The organism is Roseibium suaedae (assembly GCF_900142725.1).
Classification (GTDB): domain Bacteria; phylum Pseudomonadota; class Alphaproteobacteria; order Rhizobiales; family Stappiaceae; genus Roseibium; species Roseibium suaedae.
In genome coordinates this window covers 868,806-887,867 of sequence record NZ_FRBW01000001.1, presented here as the reverse complement: position 1 = coordinate 887,867, position 19,062 = coordinate 868,806, and the positions used below count along the sequence as shown (strand labels likewise).

18 protein-coding genes, 1 tRNA gene and 1 riboswitch are annotated in these 19,062 nt (G+C 61.4%); of the genes, 6 read left to right on the top strand and 13 right to left on the bottom strand.

Annotated features, from left to right (window positions below):
- Positions 1–24 precede the first annotated feature (24 nt).
- Positions 25–1,122 (bottom strand): quinone-dependent dihydroorotate dehydrogenase, encoded by a 1,098-nt coding sequence (locus tag BUA94_RS04030; protein WP_073009105.1) that lies wholly within the window; start codon positions 1,120–1,122, stop codon positions 25–27.
- A complete protein-coding gene (locus BUA94_RS04025; RefSeq protein WP_073009102.1) occupies positions 1,119–1,463 on the bottom strand; it encodes a DUF952 domain-containing protein in 345 nt (114 codons plus the stop codon). The genes BUA94_RS04030 and BUA94_RS04025 overlap by 4 nt, the downstream gene beginning before the upstream one ends.
- A 243-nt stretch (positions 1,464–1,706) precedes the next feature.
- Here BUA94_RS04025 and BUA94_RS04020 point away from each other — a divergent pair, with 243 nt between their 5' ends.
- Complete coding sequence (locus BUA94_RS04020) at positions 1,707–2,345, top strand: S24 family peptidase (RefSeq protein ID WP_073009099.1); 639 nt, start codon at positions 1,707–1,709, stop codon at positions 2,343–2,345.
- Entirely contained in the window at positions 2,342–3,286 is a 945-nt protein-coding gene (locus tag BUA94_RS04015) for a thermonuclease family protein (protein WP_073009097.1), read from the top strand. Before BUA94_RS04020 ends, BUA94_RS04015 begins: the two co-directional genes overlap by 4 nt.
- On the opposite strand, the gene BUA94_RS04010 is transcribed toward BUA94_RS04015, so the two are convergent.
- Both BUA94_RS04010 and BUA94_RS04005 read right to left on the bottom strand, forming a co-directional pair.
- The gene (locus BUA94_RS04010) at positions 3,283–3,831 is read right to left on the bottom strand and encodes a YigZ family protein (protein ID WP_073009094.1); all 549 of its coding nucleotides are present in this window, start codon (positions 3,829–3,831) and stop codon (positions 3,283–3,285) included. The genes BUA94_RS04015 and BUA94_RS04010 overlap by 4 nt on opposite strands.
- Positions 3,832–3,838: 7 nt before the next feature.
- On the bottom strand, positions 3,839–4,942 hold the full coding sequence (locus BUA94_RS04005; RefSeq protein WP_073009091.1) for a 2'-deoxycytidine 5'-triphosphate deaminase: 1,104 nt from the start codon (positions 4,940–4,942) through the stop codon (positions 3,839–3,841).
- A 176-nt stretch (positions 4,943–5,118) separates the two neighbouring features.
- Positions 5,119–5,198, top strand: a riboswitch (SAM riboswitch).
- Positions 5,199–5,240: 42 nt separating this feature from the next.
- On the opposite strand from BUA94_RS04005, the gene BUA94_RS04000 reads away from it, so the two are divergent.
- Positions 5,241–6,440 (top strand): O-succinylhomoserine sulfhydrylase, encoded by a 1,200-nt coding sequence (locus BUA94_RS04000; RefSeq protein WP_073009088.1) that lies wholly within the window; start codon positions 5,241–5,243, stop codon positions 6,438–6,440.
- A gap of 78 nt (positions 6,441–6,518) precedes the next feature.
- Here BUA94_RS04000 and BUA94_RS03995 read toward each other — a convergent pair whose 3' ends face one another.
- Positions 6,519–6,704: a PLDc N-terminal domain-containing protein gene (locus BUA94_RS03995; RefSeq protein WP_073009085.1), complete on the bottom strand. Its 186-nt coding sequence runs from the start codon at positions 6,702–6,704 to the stop codon at positions 6,519–6,521.
- A gap of 281 nt (positions 6,705–6,985) precedes the next feature.
- Here BUA94_RS03995 and apaG point away from each other — a divergent pair, with 281 nt between their 5' ends.
- Entirely contained in the window at positions 6,986–7,378 is a 393-nt protein-coding gene (apaG, locus tag BUA94_RS03990) for a Co2+/Mg2+ efflux protein ApaG (RefSeq protein ID WP_073010860.1), read from the top strand.
- Between the two features lie 27 nt (positions 7,379–7,405).
- On the opposite strand, the gene BUA94_RS03985 is transcribed toward apaG, so the two are convergent.
- On the bottom strand, positions 7,406–7,819 hold the full coding sequence (locus BUA94_RS03985; protein ID WP_073010858.1) for a tellurite resistance TerB family protein: 414 nt from the start codon (positions 7,817–7,819) through the stop codon (positions 7,406–7,408).
- Positions 7,820–8,056: 237 nt separating this feature from the next.
- Here BUA94_RS03985 and BUA94_RS03980 point away from each other — a divergent pair, with 237 nt between their 5' ends.
- Complete coding sequence (locus BUA94_RS03980) at positions 8,057–9,715, top strand: lysine--tRNA ligase (RefSeq protein ID WP_073009082.1); 1,659 nt, start codon at positions 8,057–8,059, stop codon at positions 9,713–9,715.
- Positions 9,716–9,787: 72 nt separating this feature from the next.
- On the opposite strand, the gene BUA94_RS03975 is transcribed toward BUA94_RS03980, so the two are convergent.
- Together BUA94_RS03975 and BUA94_RS03970 are read right to left on the bottom strand one after the other, a co-directional pair.
- A complete protein-coding gene (locus BUA94_RS03975) occupies positions 9,788–10,651 on the bottom strand; it encodes a hypothetical protein (protein WP_139251003.1) in 864 nt (287 codons plus the stop codon).
- 71 nt (positions 10,652–10,722) lie between these two features.
- Entirely contained in the window at positions 10,723–11,517 is a 795-nt protein-coding gene (locus tag BUA94_RS03970) for an ion transporter (RefSeq protein WP_073009074.1), read from the bottom strand.
- Between the two features lie 222 nt (positions 11,518–11,739).
- Here BUA94_RS03970 and BUA94_RS03965 point away from each other — a divergent pair.
- A tRNA-Gly gene (locus BUA94_RS03965) sits at positions 11,740–11,813 on the top strand.
- An 89-nt stretch (positions 11,814–11,902) separates the two neighbouring features.
- On the opposite strand, the gene fhuB is transcribed toward BUA94_RS03965, so the two are convergent.
- From fhuB to BUA94_RS03940, 5 genes are all read right to left on the bottom strand, one after another.
- Complete coding sequence (gene fhuB / locus BUA94_RS03960) at positions 11,903–13,891, bottom strand: Fe(3+)-hydroxamate ABC transporter permease FhuB (RefSeq protein WP_175557993.1); 1,989 nt, start codon at positions 13,889–13,891, stop codon at positions 11,903–11,905.
- A 19-nt stretch (positions 13,892–13,910) separates the two neighbouring features.
- Positions 13,911–14,813, bottom strand: a complete 903-nt coding sequence (locus BUA94_RS03955) for an ABC transporter substrate-binding protein (protein WP_073009070.1) — start codon at positions 14,811–14,813, stop codon at positions 13,911–13,913.
- On the bottom strand, positions 14,803–15,570 hold the full coding sequence (locus BUA94_RS03950; RefSeq protein WP_073009068.1) for an ATP-binding cassette domain-containing protein: 768 nt from the start codon (positions 15,568–15,570) through the stop codon (positions 14,803–14,805). Before BUA94_RS03950 ends, BUA94_RS03955 begins: the two co-directional genes overlap by 11 nt.
- 90 nt (positions 15,571–15,660) lie before the next feature.
- Entirely contained in the window at positions 15,661–16,578 is a 918-nt protein-coding gene (locus BUA94_RS03945) for an alpha/beta hydrolase (RefSeq protein WP_073009066.1), read from the bottom strand.
- Between the two features lie 76 nt (positions 16,579–16,654).
- Positions 16,655–18,829, bottom strand: coding sequence for a TonB-dependent siderophore receptor (locus BUA94_RS03940; RefSeq protein ID WP_084081687.1), 2,175 nt, complete (start codon positions 18,827–18,829; stop codon positions 16,655–16,657).
- Positions 18,830–19,062: the final 233 nt, after the last annotated feature.

Here is a 19,062-nt window from a genome sequence, read left to right as displayed (position 1 = left end):
CTCACGCGGAGCTCAAGCTTTGTCTCAGGTGAGGGAGGCCTTGGCCCAGCCATCCGCATTGATGCCGACCGCATCTTGCAGGCTGGAAAAGCCATTGCGGTCCAGCTGTTCGGCAAGACCATCAAGGATCTGCCCGACCAGGCCCATGCCCTCATAGACCAGCGCGGAATAGAGCTGCACCAGATCCGCGCCTGCGGTGATCTTGGCCCAGGCCGCTTCGGCGCTGTCGACACCGCCAACGCCGATCAGCGGCAAGTCCGGCCCCACGAGCTTGCGCACCTTCGCCAGCACAATGGTAGAACGGCGGAACAGGGGACGGCCGGAGAGACCGCCGGCCTGATCCGCATTGGCATCCGCTGACAGGCCTTCCCGGGAAATGGTGGTGTTGGAGACGATCAGCCCGTCCACCTGCTTGGCCAGAACCTCCTCGCAGATCTCCGAAAGCTCGCGGTCCTCAACGTCCGGGGCGATCTTGAGCAGCACCGGAACCTTCCGGCCGAGCTTCTGGGTCTGGCTGTCCCGCGCGGACATCACGCCGGAGAGCAGTTCCGCCAAGGCGTCGCGCGCCTGGAGATTGCGCAGGCCGGGCGTGTTGGGCGAGGACACATTGACCGTGAAATAATGAGCCAGATCGGCAAAGGCATCGATACCGGCGACATAGTCGGCCACACGGTCCGTGGCGTCCTTGTTGGCACCAACATTGATCCCGACGATCCCGGGCCTGCCCTTGCGCGCTTCCATGCGCTGGCGCAGGGCAATGTGACCTTCGTTGTTGAAGCCGAAGCGGTTGATCACGCCCTGGTCCTTGGGCAGGCGGAACACGCGCGGCTTCGGATTGCCCGGCTGAGGCTTCGGCGTCACGGAGCCCACTTCCGTAAAGCCGAAACCGGCCTTCAGCAGCGCATCCGGCACTTCGCCATTCTTGTCGAACCCGGCTGCCATGCCGACCGGATTGGGAAATTGGAGATCCCAGATCCGCCGGGACAGTCTTGTATCCGCAGACCTGGCGCAAGTGGGAACCAGCCCGGTCTTCAGGGCCTTGATCGTCACACCATGGGCAGCTTCCGCGTCCATCTGGTGAAGCCCCTTGAGGGCCAGTTTCTCAAGCAGGGAAAAGCTCATTGGTCCATTTCCGGGAATACGTGCTGACCATCATCGCCCAGCGGCAGCGGCTTGACCCAAAGGGCAGCGCTGGTGGCAAGGCTCGTGTAGAGATGCGGGAACAGGGCACCGCCGCGGGACGGCTCCCACTTCATGTCGCTGCCGAACTGGCCGGCATCAAAGGCTGCCAGCAGAAGTCCGGTCTGGCCCTTGAAGTGCTTGGCTGCGGTTTCCCGTGCCTGCGCAGACGTCGAGAAGTGAATGTAGCCATCCGCCAGATCGACCGGAGCACCGTGAAAAACACCCTCCGCTTCGGCAGCCTGCCACATGTCTTGTGGAACGATCTTGTAGATGTGGACCATCTGGCACCTTCTTGTGACAGGCACACCGGAGGGGGCAGCGCGGCCCGCGCCCTTGTCCGGCGGCAAGGAATTCGCGCGGAACCTACCGTTCCTCAGGGGCTGCGGCAAGCCGCGTGCGCCTGGTAAACCCCGGATTGCTGCATCCTTTCACACCGGAACGCTTTGACACTCAATTCCCGCGTCCACATAATCGCGAAAGAGGTTTTTATTCCTGTCAGCCGGAGAATATCGAGGAGGCACCACATGCTGTCGCATGCGCAGGTCTGGGCGGCGATTGACGGGCTTGCCCGCCGCTATGGCCTGTCTCCTTCGGGTCTGGCGAAACGGGCCGGGCTTGATCCGACGACATTCAACCCTTCCAAACGGTTTGCCGGAGACGGCAGGCCGCGCTGGCCCTCGACCGAGTCGCTGGCAAAGATCCTGGAGGCGACGGGCGAACCGGTCGAAGCCTTCGTCGCCACGCTGGCAACCGGGAAAGAAAAACCAGCTCCCGCCAGCCGGATGATGCCTTGCACAGGCTTCAGTGAGGCTTCACGCCAGGAAGCCTTTGACACCAAAGGGCTGCCCTCCGGCAGCCTCTGGGGCGAGATCGCCTTTCCAGACCCGGCGAACAAGGGCCTCTTTGCGCTTGAGGTCAGCGGCGACGACCAGCTGCCAATCTATCGGGCCGGTGATGTCCTGATCATTGCTCCCCTCACGGCTGTCCGGCGCGGCGACAGGGTGCTGGCAAAGATCCATGGCCGGGGCCTTTCGATACTGACCATGGAACGGCGGACCCAGGCCGGAATGCAGTTCAGCGCGCTCGACCAGCCCAGCGAAGCAGTTCATCTTGCCCATGACCAGATCGAATGGCTGGGACGTATCCTGTGGGCAAGCCAATGAGCGCATTCTCCGGCCTCCGACGCATCCCCTTTCCGGTCTTTCTCGCGCTCGCCTTTGCCGGCGGGGTCACCTGGCTCGTCTTGAGTGATCCACCAGAGCCGGAGACAGACCCATCACCGGTCCTGGCGAAGACCGCAGACGTCCCCGCCCTGCCCGCAGCGCCCACGCCCGCTCCGGAAGCGCCCACAAAGCTTGCGGATAATTCTGCCGTGCCCTTGCCGCGCCAGTTGCGCAATGTCTCGCCGGACGGCATGCGCACGCCGGTCGTCACTGCGCCGATCAAGCGGATCGAACCTTCCGAGATCTATCTCGAGCGGGTCAATCCACCGGTGGATCCTCTCCCCGAAGGGCCGCTCGAACTGCACAGACCAGAAGTCGTGGATGCCGGAACCCTGAAGACCAAGGCCTTCACGGTTCGCCTCGCCTGGATCAAGCCGCTTGGCCTCAAGGAAACCTGCGTGTCCCGGGTGGGCGGACAGTGGCCTTGCGGGGTCAGGGCCAGAACCGCCCTGCGCGGGCTGATCCGGATGAACAAGATCGCCTGTGAAAAGGTTGCGGAGGAAGGCCCCAACGCACTGTCGGCAAACTGCAGCAGAGGGCCGATCAATCTGGCAGCCTGGATGGTGGAGAACGGCTGGGCCGTGCCGGATGAAGGCGCACCGGAGGACTTCGCTGCATTGATGAACAAGGCACGGGAACAAAAGGCAGGCCAATGGCAGTCTGAATGGCTGACGGAACTGCCGCAAACTGCAGAAGCGCCCGAAGCCCTTGACGAGACATTGCTGCCGTCTGTTCAGGAGGGCGCGTCCCTGCGCACCAGTCTTGATGACAGCCTGAGCGCGCCTGAGGGAATGCAGCAGGAGACCGGGCCCGACCTTCTGAACCCGCTGGGCTTGCCCCAGGACCAAGGCACGGCCAGCTTTACCGGGCAGGAGCCCTAAAGCTCCGCAATCTTGTCCTCTGGCCCTTCAACGACCAGACGGACACCCTCCGCCGTGTAGTCTCTGGTGATGACAGTCAGGCCAAGGAGGGCGATCTGGCGTTCCAGATCCGAACTTGCGGCAAAGGCAGCCTCCAGCGTTCGCTGGGCCCGCCGGACAAAGGGGATCAGCTCGGCCTTGGCGATCGCATCGGCAGCAGCCCCCGAATAGGCCCTGGCCAGCCCGCCTCCCCCGAGTTTCACACCGCCGAAATAGCGCACGACGATGACGGCGGTTTCAACCAGACGCGCGCCTTGCATCACCCGCAAGGTCGGCATGCCGGAGGTACCTGCTGGTTCGCCGTCGTCCTTGCCGCTTTCCTCGATCCGGCCATCCTCCAGGATATGCCGATGCGCCGTGACGAAATGGTTGGCCTTGCGATGCTCGGCCCTGAGCGCCTCCAGCCGCGCCTCAAAAGTCGCAAGAGGCACCAGATAAGCGAGAAACCGCGACTTCCTGTCTTCCAGAAAGCCTTCGAATTCACGCTCGATCGTCTGATGGCTCATGGCCTGATCAAAGGGCTGGTGACTTGAAATGCTTGGAGAGCTTCAGGGCCTGACCCTGATAGTTGGAACCGATGCCTTCGCCGTAGAGGGTGCGCGGACGCTCCGCCATCTTTTCATAGACGAGGCGGCCGATGGTCTGCCCGTGCTCGAGAATGAAGGGCACATCATGGGAGCGAACTTCCAGCACCGCACGCGAACCGACGCCGCCGGCCTGATCGTGGCCGAAGCCCGGATCAAAGAAGCCGGCGTAATGCACGCGGAACTCACCGACCAGCGCATCGAACGGCACCATTTCAGCCGCATAATCCGGCGGAACATGTACCGCTTCCTGGCTGACCAGGATGTAGAACTCGTTCGGATCGAGGATCAGCTCGGCAGCGCCCCGGCGGTAGATCGGCTCCCAGAAATCCAGCGGTTCCTGTTCGCGCGGCAGGTCCACGTCGATCAGGCCCGAATGATGCTTGGCACGGTAGCCCACCAGCGAACCGGGGCCGGAGCCCTCCAGATCGATGGACAGCTGGACGCCGCCGCCGATGCGCTCGTTGCCGCCGCTCATCAGGGTATGAACCTTGTGCACGGCCTCCAGATCCGCATCGCTGATGACGGAGAGGCCGCGCCGGAACCGGATCTGGCTGAGACGGGAGCCAGCGCGCACCAGGATCGGGAAGGTGAGCGGCGAGATTTCGGCATAAAGCGGACCGCTGTAGCCTGCAGGCACCGTGTCGAAGGCCACGCCATGATCGGTGATCACGCGAGTAAAGACGTCCAGACGCCCGGTCGAGCTTTTCGGATTGGCGGTCGCGGAGATATCGGCAGGAAGATCCAGCGTTTCCTGCAAGGGCACGATATAGACGCAGCCGGTCTCGAGCACCGCGCCTTCGCTGATGTCGAACGTGTGCAGCTTGAGCGCCTCAAGGCGCTGCATGACCGAAGTGCCCTCGCCCGGCAGGAAACTTGCGCGGACACGGAACGCCGTATGACCGAGGCGCAGGTCGAGACTGGCAGGCTGAATCTGGCCGGAGACAGGAGGCGTTCCGGCGAAGATCGTGCCATCCGCGAACATCGCTTCGATGGTGTGCGCCGGCAAAATGCCCGTCGGTGCTGCTGTCATGGTCCGTCCTGCACGGTATCTTTATCGAGAACTGAGATTGAACAGTGTGCTTAGCGGATCGAAAGCCTGCCGCCAACCGCTTTCAGCGGCCAAAGTTGCAAACATACGGGCAACTCCTGACCCTGGAGCCGATTTGGACGGCCAGATTGACGGCAGGGCTCAATTGGCCTATTGAGGCAGCACTTCGTGGTGATTTGAGCCGGCCGGCTTGCAGCCACGTTAAATAAGTTGCTAAAAAGGCCGGGTTTGCGAAAAACCCTGGCTATACGGCCGGGGTTTTTGCGTTTGGAGCTAAGACATGACCACGAACAACAGCAAGACCGGCAAGAGCTGGCGTCCGGCAACTCAACTTGTTCACGGCGGCACCACCCGCTCGCCCTATGGCGAGACATCGGAAGCCATGTACCTGACCCAGGGGTTCGTCTACGGCACGGCGGAAGCGGCTGAAGCGCGCTTCAACGGGGAAGATCCCGGTTTTGTCTACTCCCGCTACGCCAACCCGACCACGGCCATGTTCGAAGACCGCATCCGCATGCTGGAAGGCGCGGAAGCTGCACGGGCAACGGCCAGCGGCATGGCTGCCGTCAACCTGGCGCTGATGGCTTCGGTCAAGGCCGGTGATCACGTGGTGGCCGCCAAGGCCCTCTTCGGCTCCTGCCGCTACATCGTGGAAGTCTTGCTGCCGCGCTTCGGCGTGGAATCCACCCTGGTGGACGGCACGGATCTCGACCAGTGGAAGGCAGCGGTCAAGCCGAACACCCGCGCCCTGTTCCTGGAAAGCCCGACCAACCCGACGCTGGAAGTCATCGACATCGCAGCCGTCGCCCAGATTGCCCATTCGGTCGGCGCCCGCCTGATCGTCGACAATGTCTTCGCAACGCCGCTCTACCAGTCGCCGCTCTCGCTCGGCGCTGATGTGGTCGTCTATTCCGCGACAAAGCACATCGACGGCCAGGGCCGCTGTCTGGGCGGCGTCGTTCTGTCCGATGAAAAGTGGATCAACGACGAGGTCATGCCCTTCGTCAAGCATACCGGCCCGCACATGAGCCCTTTCAATGCCTGGGTTCTGCTCAAGGGCATGGAAACGCTGGCCCTGCGCGTTGAACGCCAGACCTCCAGCGCTGCGCGGATCGCCGACTTCCTCGCCGGCCAGTCCAAGGTCTCCCGCCTGATCTATCCGGGCCGCGACGACCATCCGCAGGCTGAAGTTGCCAAGCGCCAGATGCGTGCCGGCTCCACCATGTTGGCAGTCGAGATCGAGGGCGGCAAGGAAGCAGCCTTCCGCTTCACCAATGCGCTGGAAGTCATCAAGCTTTCCAACAACCTGGGCGACGCCAAGAGCCTGATCACCCATCCGGCCACCACCACGCACCAGTCCGTCGCGGCAGAAGCCCGCGCGGAGCTCGGCATCTCCGATGGCATGCTCCGGCTGTCCGTCGGCCTTGAAGATCCGCTGGACCTTCTTGAAGACGTTGAAGCAGCACTCGCAGCAATCTGACCGCGAAAGCGATCCAGAAAAACAAAACAGGCCCGGACAGCATCCGGGCCTGTTTTTTTTCAAACACCTTGGTGCGTTTTAGACTGAAATCCGGCGGCCATTGGGGCCCGCGATCAGCCAGATCAGGAAACCAAGCACCGGGAAGATCAGGATACCAAGTATCCAGAGCACCTTTGCCCCCGTCGACGCACCGCTGGAAATCACTTTCAGGATCGCGTAGATGTCGAGCGCGAGGATCAAAAGTCCAAAAAGTCCATATTCCATAGCAACTCTCCGTGGCTGTTCATGCCAGAATAACGAGCGGCAAGCGGAATAGTTCCTCAGAGGATCATTATTCCTTGCCGTGGCCTCGCACGCGCAGCAAAAGCCCCTTCAACAGCTCTCATGGACAAGCACTTTCCGGTTCCGGACATCAAATTTGGCGCGGAATGCGGGATCTGTCACATGCATCTCAGCTGATCCCTTTCATCAATGCCTTATCCACCCTATAAGCAGGCCAAAGAGGGCGCTGTGCGCCCGCACAATGCGCTATGGAGAGCTGGCACATGTACCGTGCTGTTACCGAAGGCATCGAAGTCTCGGTTGAGCCATATTACCTGGATGACGAGTCCGAACCGGAAAAGGGCCACTATGTCTGGGCCTACATGGTCGAGATCCGCAACGACACGGATGCGCCGGTCCAGCTTCGGACCCGCTACTGGAAGATCATGGATGGTCTTGGCCGGGTCGAGGAAGTGCGCGGTCCGGGCGTAGTTGGAGAAGAGCCGGTGATCGAGCCGGGCGAGACCTATGAATATTCCTCGGGCTGCCCGCTGAAGACCAGCTCCGGCATCATGGTCGGCAGCTATGGCATGGAGCGGGAAGACGGCACCAAGTTCGACGTGGAAATTCCTGCCTTCTCGCTCGATCTGCCTGATGAGGTGCGCAGCCTGAACTGAGGCTGCGCCAATTTCCTCACGCCGTCATCAGCCGCGGCGGTGGCGGGCAATCGCGCCGCGCTCGATGGCCGCAACGGTCAGTTTGTCGAGATTGAACCGGTCGCGCAGCAGCTGCAGGATGCGCAGCTCTTCCTTGGACACATCCAGATCCGCAGCCGCAACCTCGACAGCAAGCGCATAGGCCGTGTCGAAGAGATGAACTGGAAGCGTGTCCGCCACCAGAGCCAGAACATCGCTCAGGCCTTCCGGCTCCTGCAGCCGCTCGCCGCAGCGCTGTGCCGCCGGCAGGACATTGCCCGGATCATAGTCGGTAAACACCGGAAGGGTCTTCACCACACCGCCCATGGTTGCTAGTTCGGCATCGGTCATCGATGCGTCAGATGCTGACGTGATCACCATGACGTAGATCAGGGCTTCCTGAATGCTAATCGTGTCGCTCATCATGTCTCTTGCGCCTCGCGCGTTTCCGGTCATCCAAAATCAATCCGACAGGTAACCCCTCCGCAGGTCCCGTTCAAGGAGGAAGCGGGATCGGGCCGTTTCCCTGCCCTTTCCTTCTCACTAGTCATTGACGCGGGGGCTGCGCTTTTCTAGTGTCGCCGCGCCTTCGCTGGTGCGGGAATACCCGTTTCTTCCGGCTCGGCTCCCATTTTCCTAACAAACAGAACAGAACCAAAGATGACCGAACGCTCCCTGCCACCGCTTGACCTCTCGCGCGATCTCGTCGAGGCGGCCCAGACTTCCAAAGCCTGGCCCTTCGAAGAAGCACGCAAACTGGTCAAACGGGTTGAGAAACGGGATCCGTCAGTGCCGGTTCTGTTCGAGACCGGCTACGGCCCCTCGGGCCTGCCGCATATCGGCACGTTTGGCGAAGTGGCCCGCACCACCATGGTGCGGACGGCTTTCCGCATCCTGACCGAAGACAAGATCCCGACCCGTCTCCTGTGCTTCTCCGATGACATGGACGGCATGCGCAAGATTCCGGAAAACGTTCCGGACATGAAGGCGCTCGAGCCCTATCTGCAGATGCCGCTGACCGTCGTGCCGAACCCGTTCGGCGGCGACTACAAGAGCTTTGGCGACCACAACAACGCCATGCTCCGCCGGTTCCTCGACACTTTCGGCTTCGATTACGAATTCGCCAGTGCGACCGAGTATTACAAGACCGGCAAGCTGGACGGCATTCTCCTGAAGGCAGCTGAAAAGTATCAGGCGCTGATGGACGTGATGCTGCCGACGCTCGGCGAGGAACGCCGGGCGACCTACAGCCCGTTCCTTCCGATCTCGCCGATCTCCGGCCGCGTGCTCTACGTGCCGATGAAGGAAGTCGATGCCAAGAACGGCACCGTCACCTTCCAGGACGAAGACGGGCGTGACTGCACCCTGCCGGTTACCGGCGGCCACGTGAAGCTGCAGTGGAAGCCGGACTTTGGCGCCCGCTGGGCCGCCCTTGGCGTCGATTTCGAAATGTTCGGCAAGGACCACGGCCCGAACATGCCGGTCTATGACAAGATCTGTCAGGTCCTGGGCGGCACCCCGCCGGAGCATTTCGTCTATGAGCTGTTCCTGGCCGATGACGGCGCCAAGATCTCCAAGTCCAAGGGCAACGGCCTGACCATCGACGAGTGGCTGACCTATGCACCGACCGAGAGCCTTGCGCTCTACATGTTCCAGAAGCCGAAGACCGCGAAGAAGCTCTATTTCGACGTGATCCCGAAGGCCGTGGACGAGTACTTCACCTATGCGGAGAAGTATTCTGCCATGTCGGCGGAACAGAAGCTGATGAACCCGGCCTGGCACATTCATTCCGGCAATGTGCCGGCTATCGACATGCCTGTGCCCTTCGCAATGCTGCTGAACCTGGTGTCGGCTTCCAACGCCGAGAACAAGGATGTGCTGTGGGCCTTCATCACCCGCTATGCACCTGGCGTGACCGCACAGACCCATACCAAGCTCGATGAGCTGGTGGGCTACGCGATCCGCTACTTCGACGACTTCGTCAAGCCGACCAAGTCTTTCAAGGCAGCTGACGATGTGGAGCGTGCAGCCCTTGAAGCGCTGGATGCAGCGCTGGCAGCCCTGCCCGCCGATGCGGATGGCAATGTCATTCAGGACGCGATCCTGGATGTCGCCCGCCCGATCGAGCGCTACCAGGACACCAAGAAGACCGGTCCCGATGGTGGCCCGGGCGTCTCCGTCGTCTTCTTCCAGATGCTCTATCAGGTGCTTCTGGGTCAGGAACGCGGCCCGCGCTTCGGGTCGTTTGTGGCGCTTTACGGCATCAGCGAAACCCGCACGATGATCGCAAAGGCCCTGAACGGCGACTTCGCTGCCTGATAGGCGCAATCACGAACTGCTTCGATGGCGGCCAGGGGTTCAAGCCCTTGCGCCGCCATCCTTGTTCTGAGCTCAGCCGCGCGGGCGGGTGAACCGCTGCATCTGCCGCCGCAGCCCCTCCACTTCACGCAGGATGCGATCCGTCTCCGCACGAATAAGCAGCCGCTCGGCTTCCGCCTCCACGGCGAACTCCTCCGACAGCAATCTGGTCTCAAGCTGCATGAGCTTCATTTCCGAAGTGGCCTCCTGCACGAGTTCGAGCTCCTCTTCCAGCTCCAGTGTTTGCCAGAAGTCCGGCATCAACAGCCGCAGGCAATGAGCCAGACACAGGAGAGCCGCCAGTGCCCAGACCGTCATGACGAGCCAGATGGCCAGACTGCCAAGACCATTGGCTTCGCTCCCCAGCAGATCCAGAACGTGGACCAGAGTGAAAAAGCTCCGCGAAAGCGTGCCGAAGTGATCAGGATAGAGATCCGCGAAAGCGGCGGTCAGAAGCAGGACTGCGCAGGCAAACAGGATCAGCAGGGCAAGAAGCCCCCTGAGCAGCTGGCGGATCATCCTGACGAGGTATTTTCCCGCCCAAAGAAGCGCTGCCAGTTCCGGCCAGAGACCTAATGCCGGAAAGAGGCGCAACAAGAGCAACGCCAGCAGCCCCGGCCACTCCAGCATGAAGGACAGGGCCAGCACGGCCAGGGCGAAAAGGCTCCAGACCTCGCGCAAGAAGCCAGCGCCCTGAAGCAGCAGATGCGAAGCGAGGACAAGCGCGAAGCATACCATCAGCAGCTTGAGCGCTCGCTCCGCAAGGATCAGAGCCTCTGCGGCCAGAAACCCTGACAGGGCCAATGACAGCGCGATTATCAGCAGCACCGCCAGGAAAGCTCCGAGCCGCTCCAGAAGGCGTATCAAATGCCGCCGGAACGTCCACCATTGATCCATCAAGCCTTCCCCTTCCTCTCCGCCCATTTGAAGGACGCGGCAGGAAGGGGAAGATGAAGAAAAATGTCAGATCAGGATTTCAGTCCGCTCCGGCGCAGTTCTGCCACTTCCTGGCGCAGCGCACGCACTTCGGCCAGGATCAGCTCTGCCTCATCCTGCATCGCCTGCCGGCTTGTCTCCGCCTCGGCCTCATGTTCCTCCTGCATGGCGGACACAATGATACCGATAAAGAGGTTCAGGACCGTGAAGGACGTGCACAGGATGAAGGGCACGAAGAAGATCCAGGCATTCGGATAGACCTCCATGACCGGCCGGACGATGCCCATGGACCAGCTTTCCAGCGTCATGACCTGGAACAGGGTGTAGATCGAACGGGCAATCGTGCCGAACCACTCGGGGAAAGAGGCGCCGTAGAGCTTCGTTGCCATGACAGCGAAGACATAGAAGACCAGCGCCAGCAGAACCACGATAGAGCCCATGCCGGGCAAGGCCGCGATCAACCCGCCGATGACCCTGCGCAAGGACGGCAGGATGGAAACAAGGCGGAGCACCCGGAGGATCCGCAGCGCGCGCAGGACGGAGAACGGTCCGCTGGCGGGGATCAGGGCGATTGCCACGATGATGAAGTCGAAGAGGCTCCAGGGATCCCGGAAAAAGGCCAGTCTGTGCACATAGATCCGCAGCACGATCTCGATCGTGAACAGGGTCAGGATCACGGTGTCGAAGACCAGTAGCAAGGGCCCGATCTTGCCCATGATCGTGGGACTGGTTTCCAGCCCGAGGGTAATGGCGTTGAGGGTGATGATAACAATCACACCCATTTCCCAGGCGGGACTGGCGATCAGTTTTGCGAGCCGTTCGCGCATCTCGTCTTCAAGCTCCGGTTGGACACGTCAGAATGATCCCATCCGGTCAGAGCTTGCAATGGCCTGGAGATGGTCGCAGCAAACTTGGGGGCACCAATGCCTCCAAGCAAGGGCCAGAAGTGGCAAAATCGATGGCGCCAGAGAGACTTGGAGCAGAGCACTGTGCATCGCCCGTGCTTTCGCTTGACAGAACCCCGGCGGCAGAGCAGAAACGGGCAGCAGGCGGGTGTAGCTCAATGGTAGAGCAGAAGCTTCCCAAGCTTACGACGAGGGTTCGATTCCCTTCACCCGCTCCACTTTCTCCTCACATCGCCGACCTTTAAAACCGGAAGCTTCTCTCCGGCGGCCTTCGTGCGTTCAGACCGGCTCGGTGCCAATGGAATTGTCAGGCGGTTCTCGCCCGGCGCAGCAGGACCAGCGCGACCAGAAGCGGGCCACCAATGAAGGTTGCCATGGTCCCGGCAGGTAGTTGCCAGGGGAAATAGGCCACCCGCCCGAGATAGTCGGCGAGGATCATCAGCAAACCACCGAAGGCTGCAGCACCCGCCATTTGCGGCAGGCTGCGCAGGAGACCGGCGCGGCGGGCAAGATGGGGAGCCATCAGCCCGACGAAGCTGAGCGGACCGATCGCGAGCGTCGCCACAGCCGTCAGAACGGCCGCAAACACCAGCACCAGCAGACGCGCGGCGCGCAATCCAATGCCTGCCGACTGCGCGGCTTCATCCCCGAGCTTCAAGAGGGTCAGTACCCGTGAGAACAGGGGCGCGGCCAGAAGGGCTGCACAAGCAATGGCCGCCAGTAGAGCCGCCGACGTCCAGTCGGCCTGGGACGTGGAACCGGTCATCCATTGCAGAAGCAGCATGGCCCGGGGATCGCCCGAGGCAATCACGGCTGAGACCAGCGCTGTCAGGAAGGCACCAAGGGCAACGCCGCTGTAAAGCAGACTGTCCGAACTGCGGGACCGGCGCTGTTCCATGGCAAGCAGGATGCCGAAGACTGCGAGCGCTCCGGCAGATGCCCCCGCTACCTGCACCAGATACCCGCTGCCAGCGGCCAGGAACTGCACCGCAAGGACGCCGAAGACGGCACCGGAACTGATGCCGAGCACTTCCGGACTGGCCGCCGGATTGGCGGTCAGACGCTGGATGAAGACACCCGCAAGCCCCAGAAGGATACCGGCTGACCCGGCAACAAGGGTTCGCGGCAGGCGCCAGGGCAGCAAGTCCTCAAGCTGGTCGAAGGGCGACAGCAGGAAGCTGCCATCAATGCCCCGGCCAATCAGAACCGCAGCCGCGACCGCCAGCAGGCAAGCCCCGGCAAGGCCCGCGACCATCCAGACAGGGGCACGGCTGCGCTCGGGAGCGATCTTTTCAGCTGAAGAGGCACGATGCGCGCGGGCTGGAAGCCTGCGGACAAGAACGAGCAGCAAAGGCGCGCCCAGCATGGCAGTGACGGCACCGGTCGGCAGGAAGATCCCTGTTCCGCTTTCCAGGATCTGAAGCAGCTGATCGGTGGTTGTCAGCAGCAGGGCACCGCTGATACCGGACAGAAGCAGACGGCTGGCGGGCGTCCGCGCACCGGTCATCCTTGCGAAGGCAGGCGCTGCCAGACCGACAAATCCGATGATCCCGACCGCAGAAACCACAAACCCGGTCAGGGCTGCTGCAATCGCGAGCCCGGCAGCCCGGATCTGCGCAATCTTGAGACCGAGACCCTTTGCCCCCTCGTCCAGGGACAGCAAGGTCAAAGGCCGGAGCAACAGCAAGGCCAGCACCAGCCCTCCGGCCACACGCGGCAGGAGGCTTATAACGGGACGCCAGTCCTGCTGCACCAAAGACCCGCCGCCCCAGATGAAGAGGCCGCCAAGATAGTGTTCCTTCATCAAGGCCAGAAGCGTGACGCAAGCACTGGCGTAGAGCCCGGCCATCAAGCCTGCCAGCATGACGGACAAGGGCGAAAAGCCCGCCTGCCAGGCCACCAGGAAGACACCCAGCATCGCCAGACTACCGCCCCCAAGGGTGACGAGATCACGGCTCCAGCCCAGAAGCACCGGAAAGAACACCATCGTGACAGCGAGCGCGAGCTGCGCTCCAGCTTCGATGCCGACGGTCGAGGGCGAGGCCAGAGGATTGCGCAGGATCTGCTGCAGCAAGGCCCCGGCAACGCCCAGGGCACCACCTGCCAGGAAGGCCATGGCAAGGCGCGGCAGACGGCTGAAGTGAAACTGGACCGCCGGCTGATTTGTCATGTCATCGACGCCGAAGATCACGCTGCCGCCAAGATCCGCAAGCGCCGGTCCGAGATTGGTAACGGTTGCAGCAAGGGCGAAGAGCGCGAGAAGCACCAGCCAGGCGCCTCCCGGAACCTTTCTCACGTCGGATATCCGGCTCATCTCAGGCATGGTGAACGGCAGCCTCGGAAAGAATTCTGGCAAATCGTGACATGGAGGGCAGCGTTCCGAACATGAAGCAATGGGGCAGCCTGTAGACGGCGCCAGCCTTTACAAAGGGCAGGCTGTTCCAGAGCGGACTTCCTTCCAGCGTCGGAAAGACATCCGGCGGAACATCCTCCATGCAGAACAGCGTGACGTCCGGGTCGGGCGGCAGCTGCTCATAGCCAACCGTGGCAAAACCCCAGCTGTTGGAGGCGCCGTTCCAGCCGTTGGTCAGTTCCAGAAGGTCGAGCACATCCTGATAGTTCCCGCCGGGGCCATAGACGCGCACGTGCCGGGTATCGAGAAAGGAGACAAAGACCAGTGGCTTGCCCCGAAGCGGAGCGACCTTGTCGTAGGCAGCGGCAATCTGGCTTTCCGTCCGGGCAATCAGCGCCTCGCCCTCGCTGACGAGACCGGTCAGCTCCGCCAGCTTGCGGGTGGCCGCCAGGATATGGGGATAAGGCGAGCCTCCGACATTGTGGATCGGAAAACTCTCAACCGGCGCAATTCGCTCGAGCTGGGAGCGGTAGGCTTCCAGAAAGGGCGTGGAGACAATCAGGTCCGGCTTGAGCTGCACCAGCAGGCTCATGTTCACATCGGTTGTTGCGCCGATATTGACGACGCTGTCCGGCAAGGCAGGCTCACCGCACCACCTGTCCCAGTCATTGGCGTTGACCAATCCCAGAGGCACCGCCCCCAGTTCGATCAGGGTCTGGGCAAGGCCGTAGTCGAGACAGATGATCCGCCTGGCATTGGGCGCCGCCAGAACCTGCGGCACGGCAAGGAGCGACAAGGCCCCGGCGGCAAAGCTCCGCCGGGTAAGACGCAAGCCCGTGTCTGCCTTGGTTTTCTCAAGCAACATAAGAGATCGGCGCACCGGTCTTCGGGTGAGCAAGCACACCCATCGGCACGCCATAGATCGCTTCGAGCCGGCTCTCGGTCATGAGCGACTGCGCAGTTTCCTGCGCGATGAGCCGTCCACCGGACAGCGCAACGATGTCATCGCAGTAGCGCGCCGCCACGTTGACGTCGTGAAGAACGACAACAACCGTCATGCCATGTTCGACCGCACAATCGCGCACCAGTTCCATGACTTCGATCTGATTGGAGATGTCGAGGGCGGAGATCGGTTCGTCCAGCAGCAGGCAGCCGCTGTCCTGGGCAACCAGCATGGCAATCATCGCGCGCTGGCGCTCACCGCCGGACAGCGTGGTCACGATCCGGTTCTCGAAGCGCTCAAGCTCGGTCCGCTTCAGGGCACGGTCCACATGGGCGCGGTCCTTGTCGGTAAAGCGGCCCAGCGCCCCGTGCCAGGGGTACCGTCCGAGCGAGACCAGCTCGCGCACGGTCAGTTCATCCGTATCCGGGCTCTGCTGGGGCAGATAGGCGACCTTGCGGGCAAAGTCACGGGCACTCAGCTTGTTCGAAGGCACACCGTCCAGCAGGATCTCGCCGCTGGAGGGCGCAATCTGGCGGGCCAGCAGCTTCAGCAGCGTGGACTTGCCGGAGCCATTGTGGCCGAGCAGACCCGTGACACGACCGGATGCGATGGTCAGATCCAGAGGCTGCAAAAGGGTCTTGTCGCCAATGGCGAAGGAAACGGAGTTGATCTTGAACATGAAACTTCAGAACCAGCATGTGCGGGAGACGCCGGAAGACGGCGTCCGGATGGTGGCTAGGTTCTCATATTTATGAGTTTCCTAGTCAAGTTAATTCTCATTCTCCTCCCCCGCCTCAAGCCAGCCAAGCGGCTGAAGAGCAAAGGCAGTCTGAATCGCGCGGCCGACCGAGACCGGCAGGACAGACATATGGGTCTCATAGGGAAAGCTCTCGAAATGACTTCTGATCTTCCCGCCGGGCAGAGCCATCAGATCCCGGGCAAGCTCCTCAGCAAGACCCGCCGTCCGGATCTCCCGGTTCTTCTTCAACCGCGTTTCCGCATCTGGTGCGCGTGTCTGAAAAGGCGCGAGGCCATCGCCTTCATAGGCCCCAGCAGAAAGGTGTACGAAGATTTCGAGGTCCTTTGGAGGATCGGCGAAGAACGGCTTGCTGTAGCGTTCGAGAAGTCCGTCGTCCCATGAGATGGCGGGGCTGACGGCGATATAATTGCGAAAGGCCTTGGGTCTCGTGAAGAGTGTGAAGAGAGCAAAGAGCCCGCCGAAGGAATGGCCGTAGAGGGATTGCTTGCTGATATCGACCGGAGCCAGCCTGCCGACAAACGGCTTCACTTGATTTTCCAGGAACTCCAGAAACTCGTTGCCGCCCCCTGTCCGAACCTCAGGAGTGCCGGGATAGAAGGGTGGATAGGACTTTCCGGGCTGCGGGCATAGATCCCACGACCGCCTCAGCGGATCATACGCCTCACTGGTAGGGTAGCCGATCGCGACCACCACCCCATGGGACACATTCGTGCCGCCAGGATAACTGGCCTGAGCCCGCAGACAATCAACGGCCGTGGCGATGACTGCGTTGCCATCGGTCATGTAGAGAACCGGCCAGCCAGCTTCCGGGGCCTCGCCTGCCGGAACATGCACGAGAAAACGATAGACCTCTCCGTTCTGCTCGCACGTGAGGTCGTGGGCTGTCGTGTGGGCAATCGGGCAAGGGGCCCCGGCCGATCCGGTCATGAGACGTATCTTCCGCGTCTTGGAACTACAGGAAAGCATTGGCCCGGGCAGATCGCTCTGCCCAGGCCCGGCATCTTCAGAACTTGGCGGTCAGCATTGCCTTGAAGGTCCGGCCTTCGCCCAGAATGCAGCTCGAGCTGCCATTGCAGGTGGCGTAATAGGTCTTGTCGAAGACGTTGTTGACGTTGAAGGACAGACCAAAGTTCTCGCGTTCATAACGCAGGGCCGCGTCCACCAGCGTGTAGCTGTCGACCTTCACCGTATTGGCCGTGTCGCCGAAGCTTTCACCGATATAGCGAACGCCCGCCCCGAAGCTCACGCCTTCGAGCAAGCCCTCCTGAACCTGATAGTTCGCCCAGAGCGAGGCCTGATGCTCGGGAACGAGGCCCGGCCGGTTGCCCTGATCACCGTCGTTGCTCTTGGTGATTTCGGCATCGAGATAGGTGTAGCCCCCGGTCAAAGACAGGCCGCTGCCCAGGGAGACATTGGCTTCCAGTTCCACACCCCGGTGATTGACTTCACCGGTCTGCACGCTGAAGCCCGTGTTGACCGGATCAGAGGTCAGCACATTGGTCTTGGTGATATCGAAGACGGCCACCGTGAAGAAGCCGTTGAAGAACGTCGGGCGGTACTTGATCCCGGCTTCGAACTGCCGCGCCTCGGAAGGCTTGTAGAGCTCGCCGCTGAAGGTGCTGCCGACATTGGAGACGAAAGATTCCGAATAGCTCGCATAGGGCGTGATGCCATTGGCGAAATCATAGCCAAGCCCGGCAAAACCCGAGAAGTTCGTATCGAACTGGCTGGTGTCGCTGCCATAGAGTTCGTCTTCAAAGCTGTTGTTCAGCCAGGACTGGCGTCCGCCCAGGGTCAGCAGCCAGTTGTCGAAGATCCGGGACTGGTTCTGCGCATAGAGGCCGACCCGGTCGATCGTCTGAACGCCCTTGTAGTAGATGGCCGGATCAGTGACCGTGAAGTTGTAGTTCGGATTGGTGACGCTGATCAGATAGTTGCCGCCGTAGCCGTTCTCACCATCCACCTGGTGGCGGGTGTAGTCAGCACCGACCAGAAGGGTGTTCTCCACGCCCGAGAAATTCGCGTCATATTGCAGCTGGTTGTCGACATTGAAGATAGTCGCAAACTCGTCGACCGTGAAGGCCACGTAGGCCATCTCGGTCGCGCTGGCCATGCCGTTGTAATAAAGGTGCTGGTAGTCGGTCTTCTGAGCCGCGTAACGCAGCTTCTGGCGGAAAGTCAGAGCATCCGTGAAGGCATGCTCGAACTCGTAACCGACGGCACCGTTCTCCGTATCGAATTTGTTGAAGTCCGACTGGCTGAAGATGAAGCTGTCCGGCAGGCTGCCGAGCGAGGCATCATAGCTGAGACCTGCCACCGGCAGGAAGGAGTTCGGCGTCAGCTTGTCGGACTGATAATGCGTGAGGATCGTCAGGCTGGTCTGATCATTCGGCTTCCAGGTGAAGCTCGGCGCGATGAAGTAACGGTCGTTTTCCGCACCGTCCACTTCGGTGGAGCCCTGACGCACAAGACCTGTCAGACGGAATGCCATGGTGCGCTCTGCATTCAAAGCTCCCCCAACATCCGCCCCGGCTTCGAATGTGTCGAAGGAACCGTAGCTCAGGAAGCCGGCATAAAGCGGATCGAACACCGGACGCTTGGTGATCACATTGACCAGACCACCGGCGTCATTCTCTCCGTAAAGCACACCGCCCGGGCCCTTGAGCACTTCCACGCGCTCGGCGCCATAGGGCTCGACCTTGAAGCTGGAAAAGTTGATGACTTTCTGGCTGAGACCATCACGGAAAATACCGGAGGTGCCGATATCGAAACCGCGGATAAGGAACTGGTCGAACCGGTCATCCGTGCCCCAGATGGACGTGGCGACGCCCGGCGTATAGGCCAGCACATCCTCAAGCTGCGCGGGCTGCCGGTCGTCGATCTGCTTGCGGGTCACGACGGAGACAGACTGCGGAATGTCCTTGATGTCGGTTGCTGTCTTGGAGCCCGTGGTTGTGGTCGGAGCAACATAGCCATCCCCGCCGCCCAGCGGATCCTGACCGCCATTCGACACGGCGATCTCTTCCAGAACCGTGGTTTCCTGGGCGAATGCCTTTCCAGGCAACCCGGTTGAAAGCACGGTTCCGGACAGGAGAACGGCGCAAAGGCCGGCATATTTTTGAAAAATCACAGCACGGCTTGCGCCGGCCCCGTGGGCCGGTCGGATCTGGTCGGTCATTGAGTAGCTACCCCTGCTTAAGTCACTTGAACGGCAGCTTCCCGCGCGATGCCGTTGCCCTGTTAAAGCTGAGTAATTATCTCATATTTTAAGGTCAAGGGCTGACGGCCATAATTTGGGCACATGCTATGCCCCTGTGTCCCTTTCAACACAGTGAGACGGTCAGGGCACCCCGTCCGGCGCGCGCTGGCTGTAACACCGGTCGGACCTTAAAGAGCGCACCTCGCAGAAGC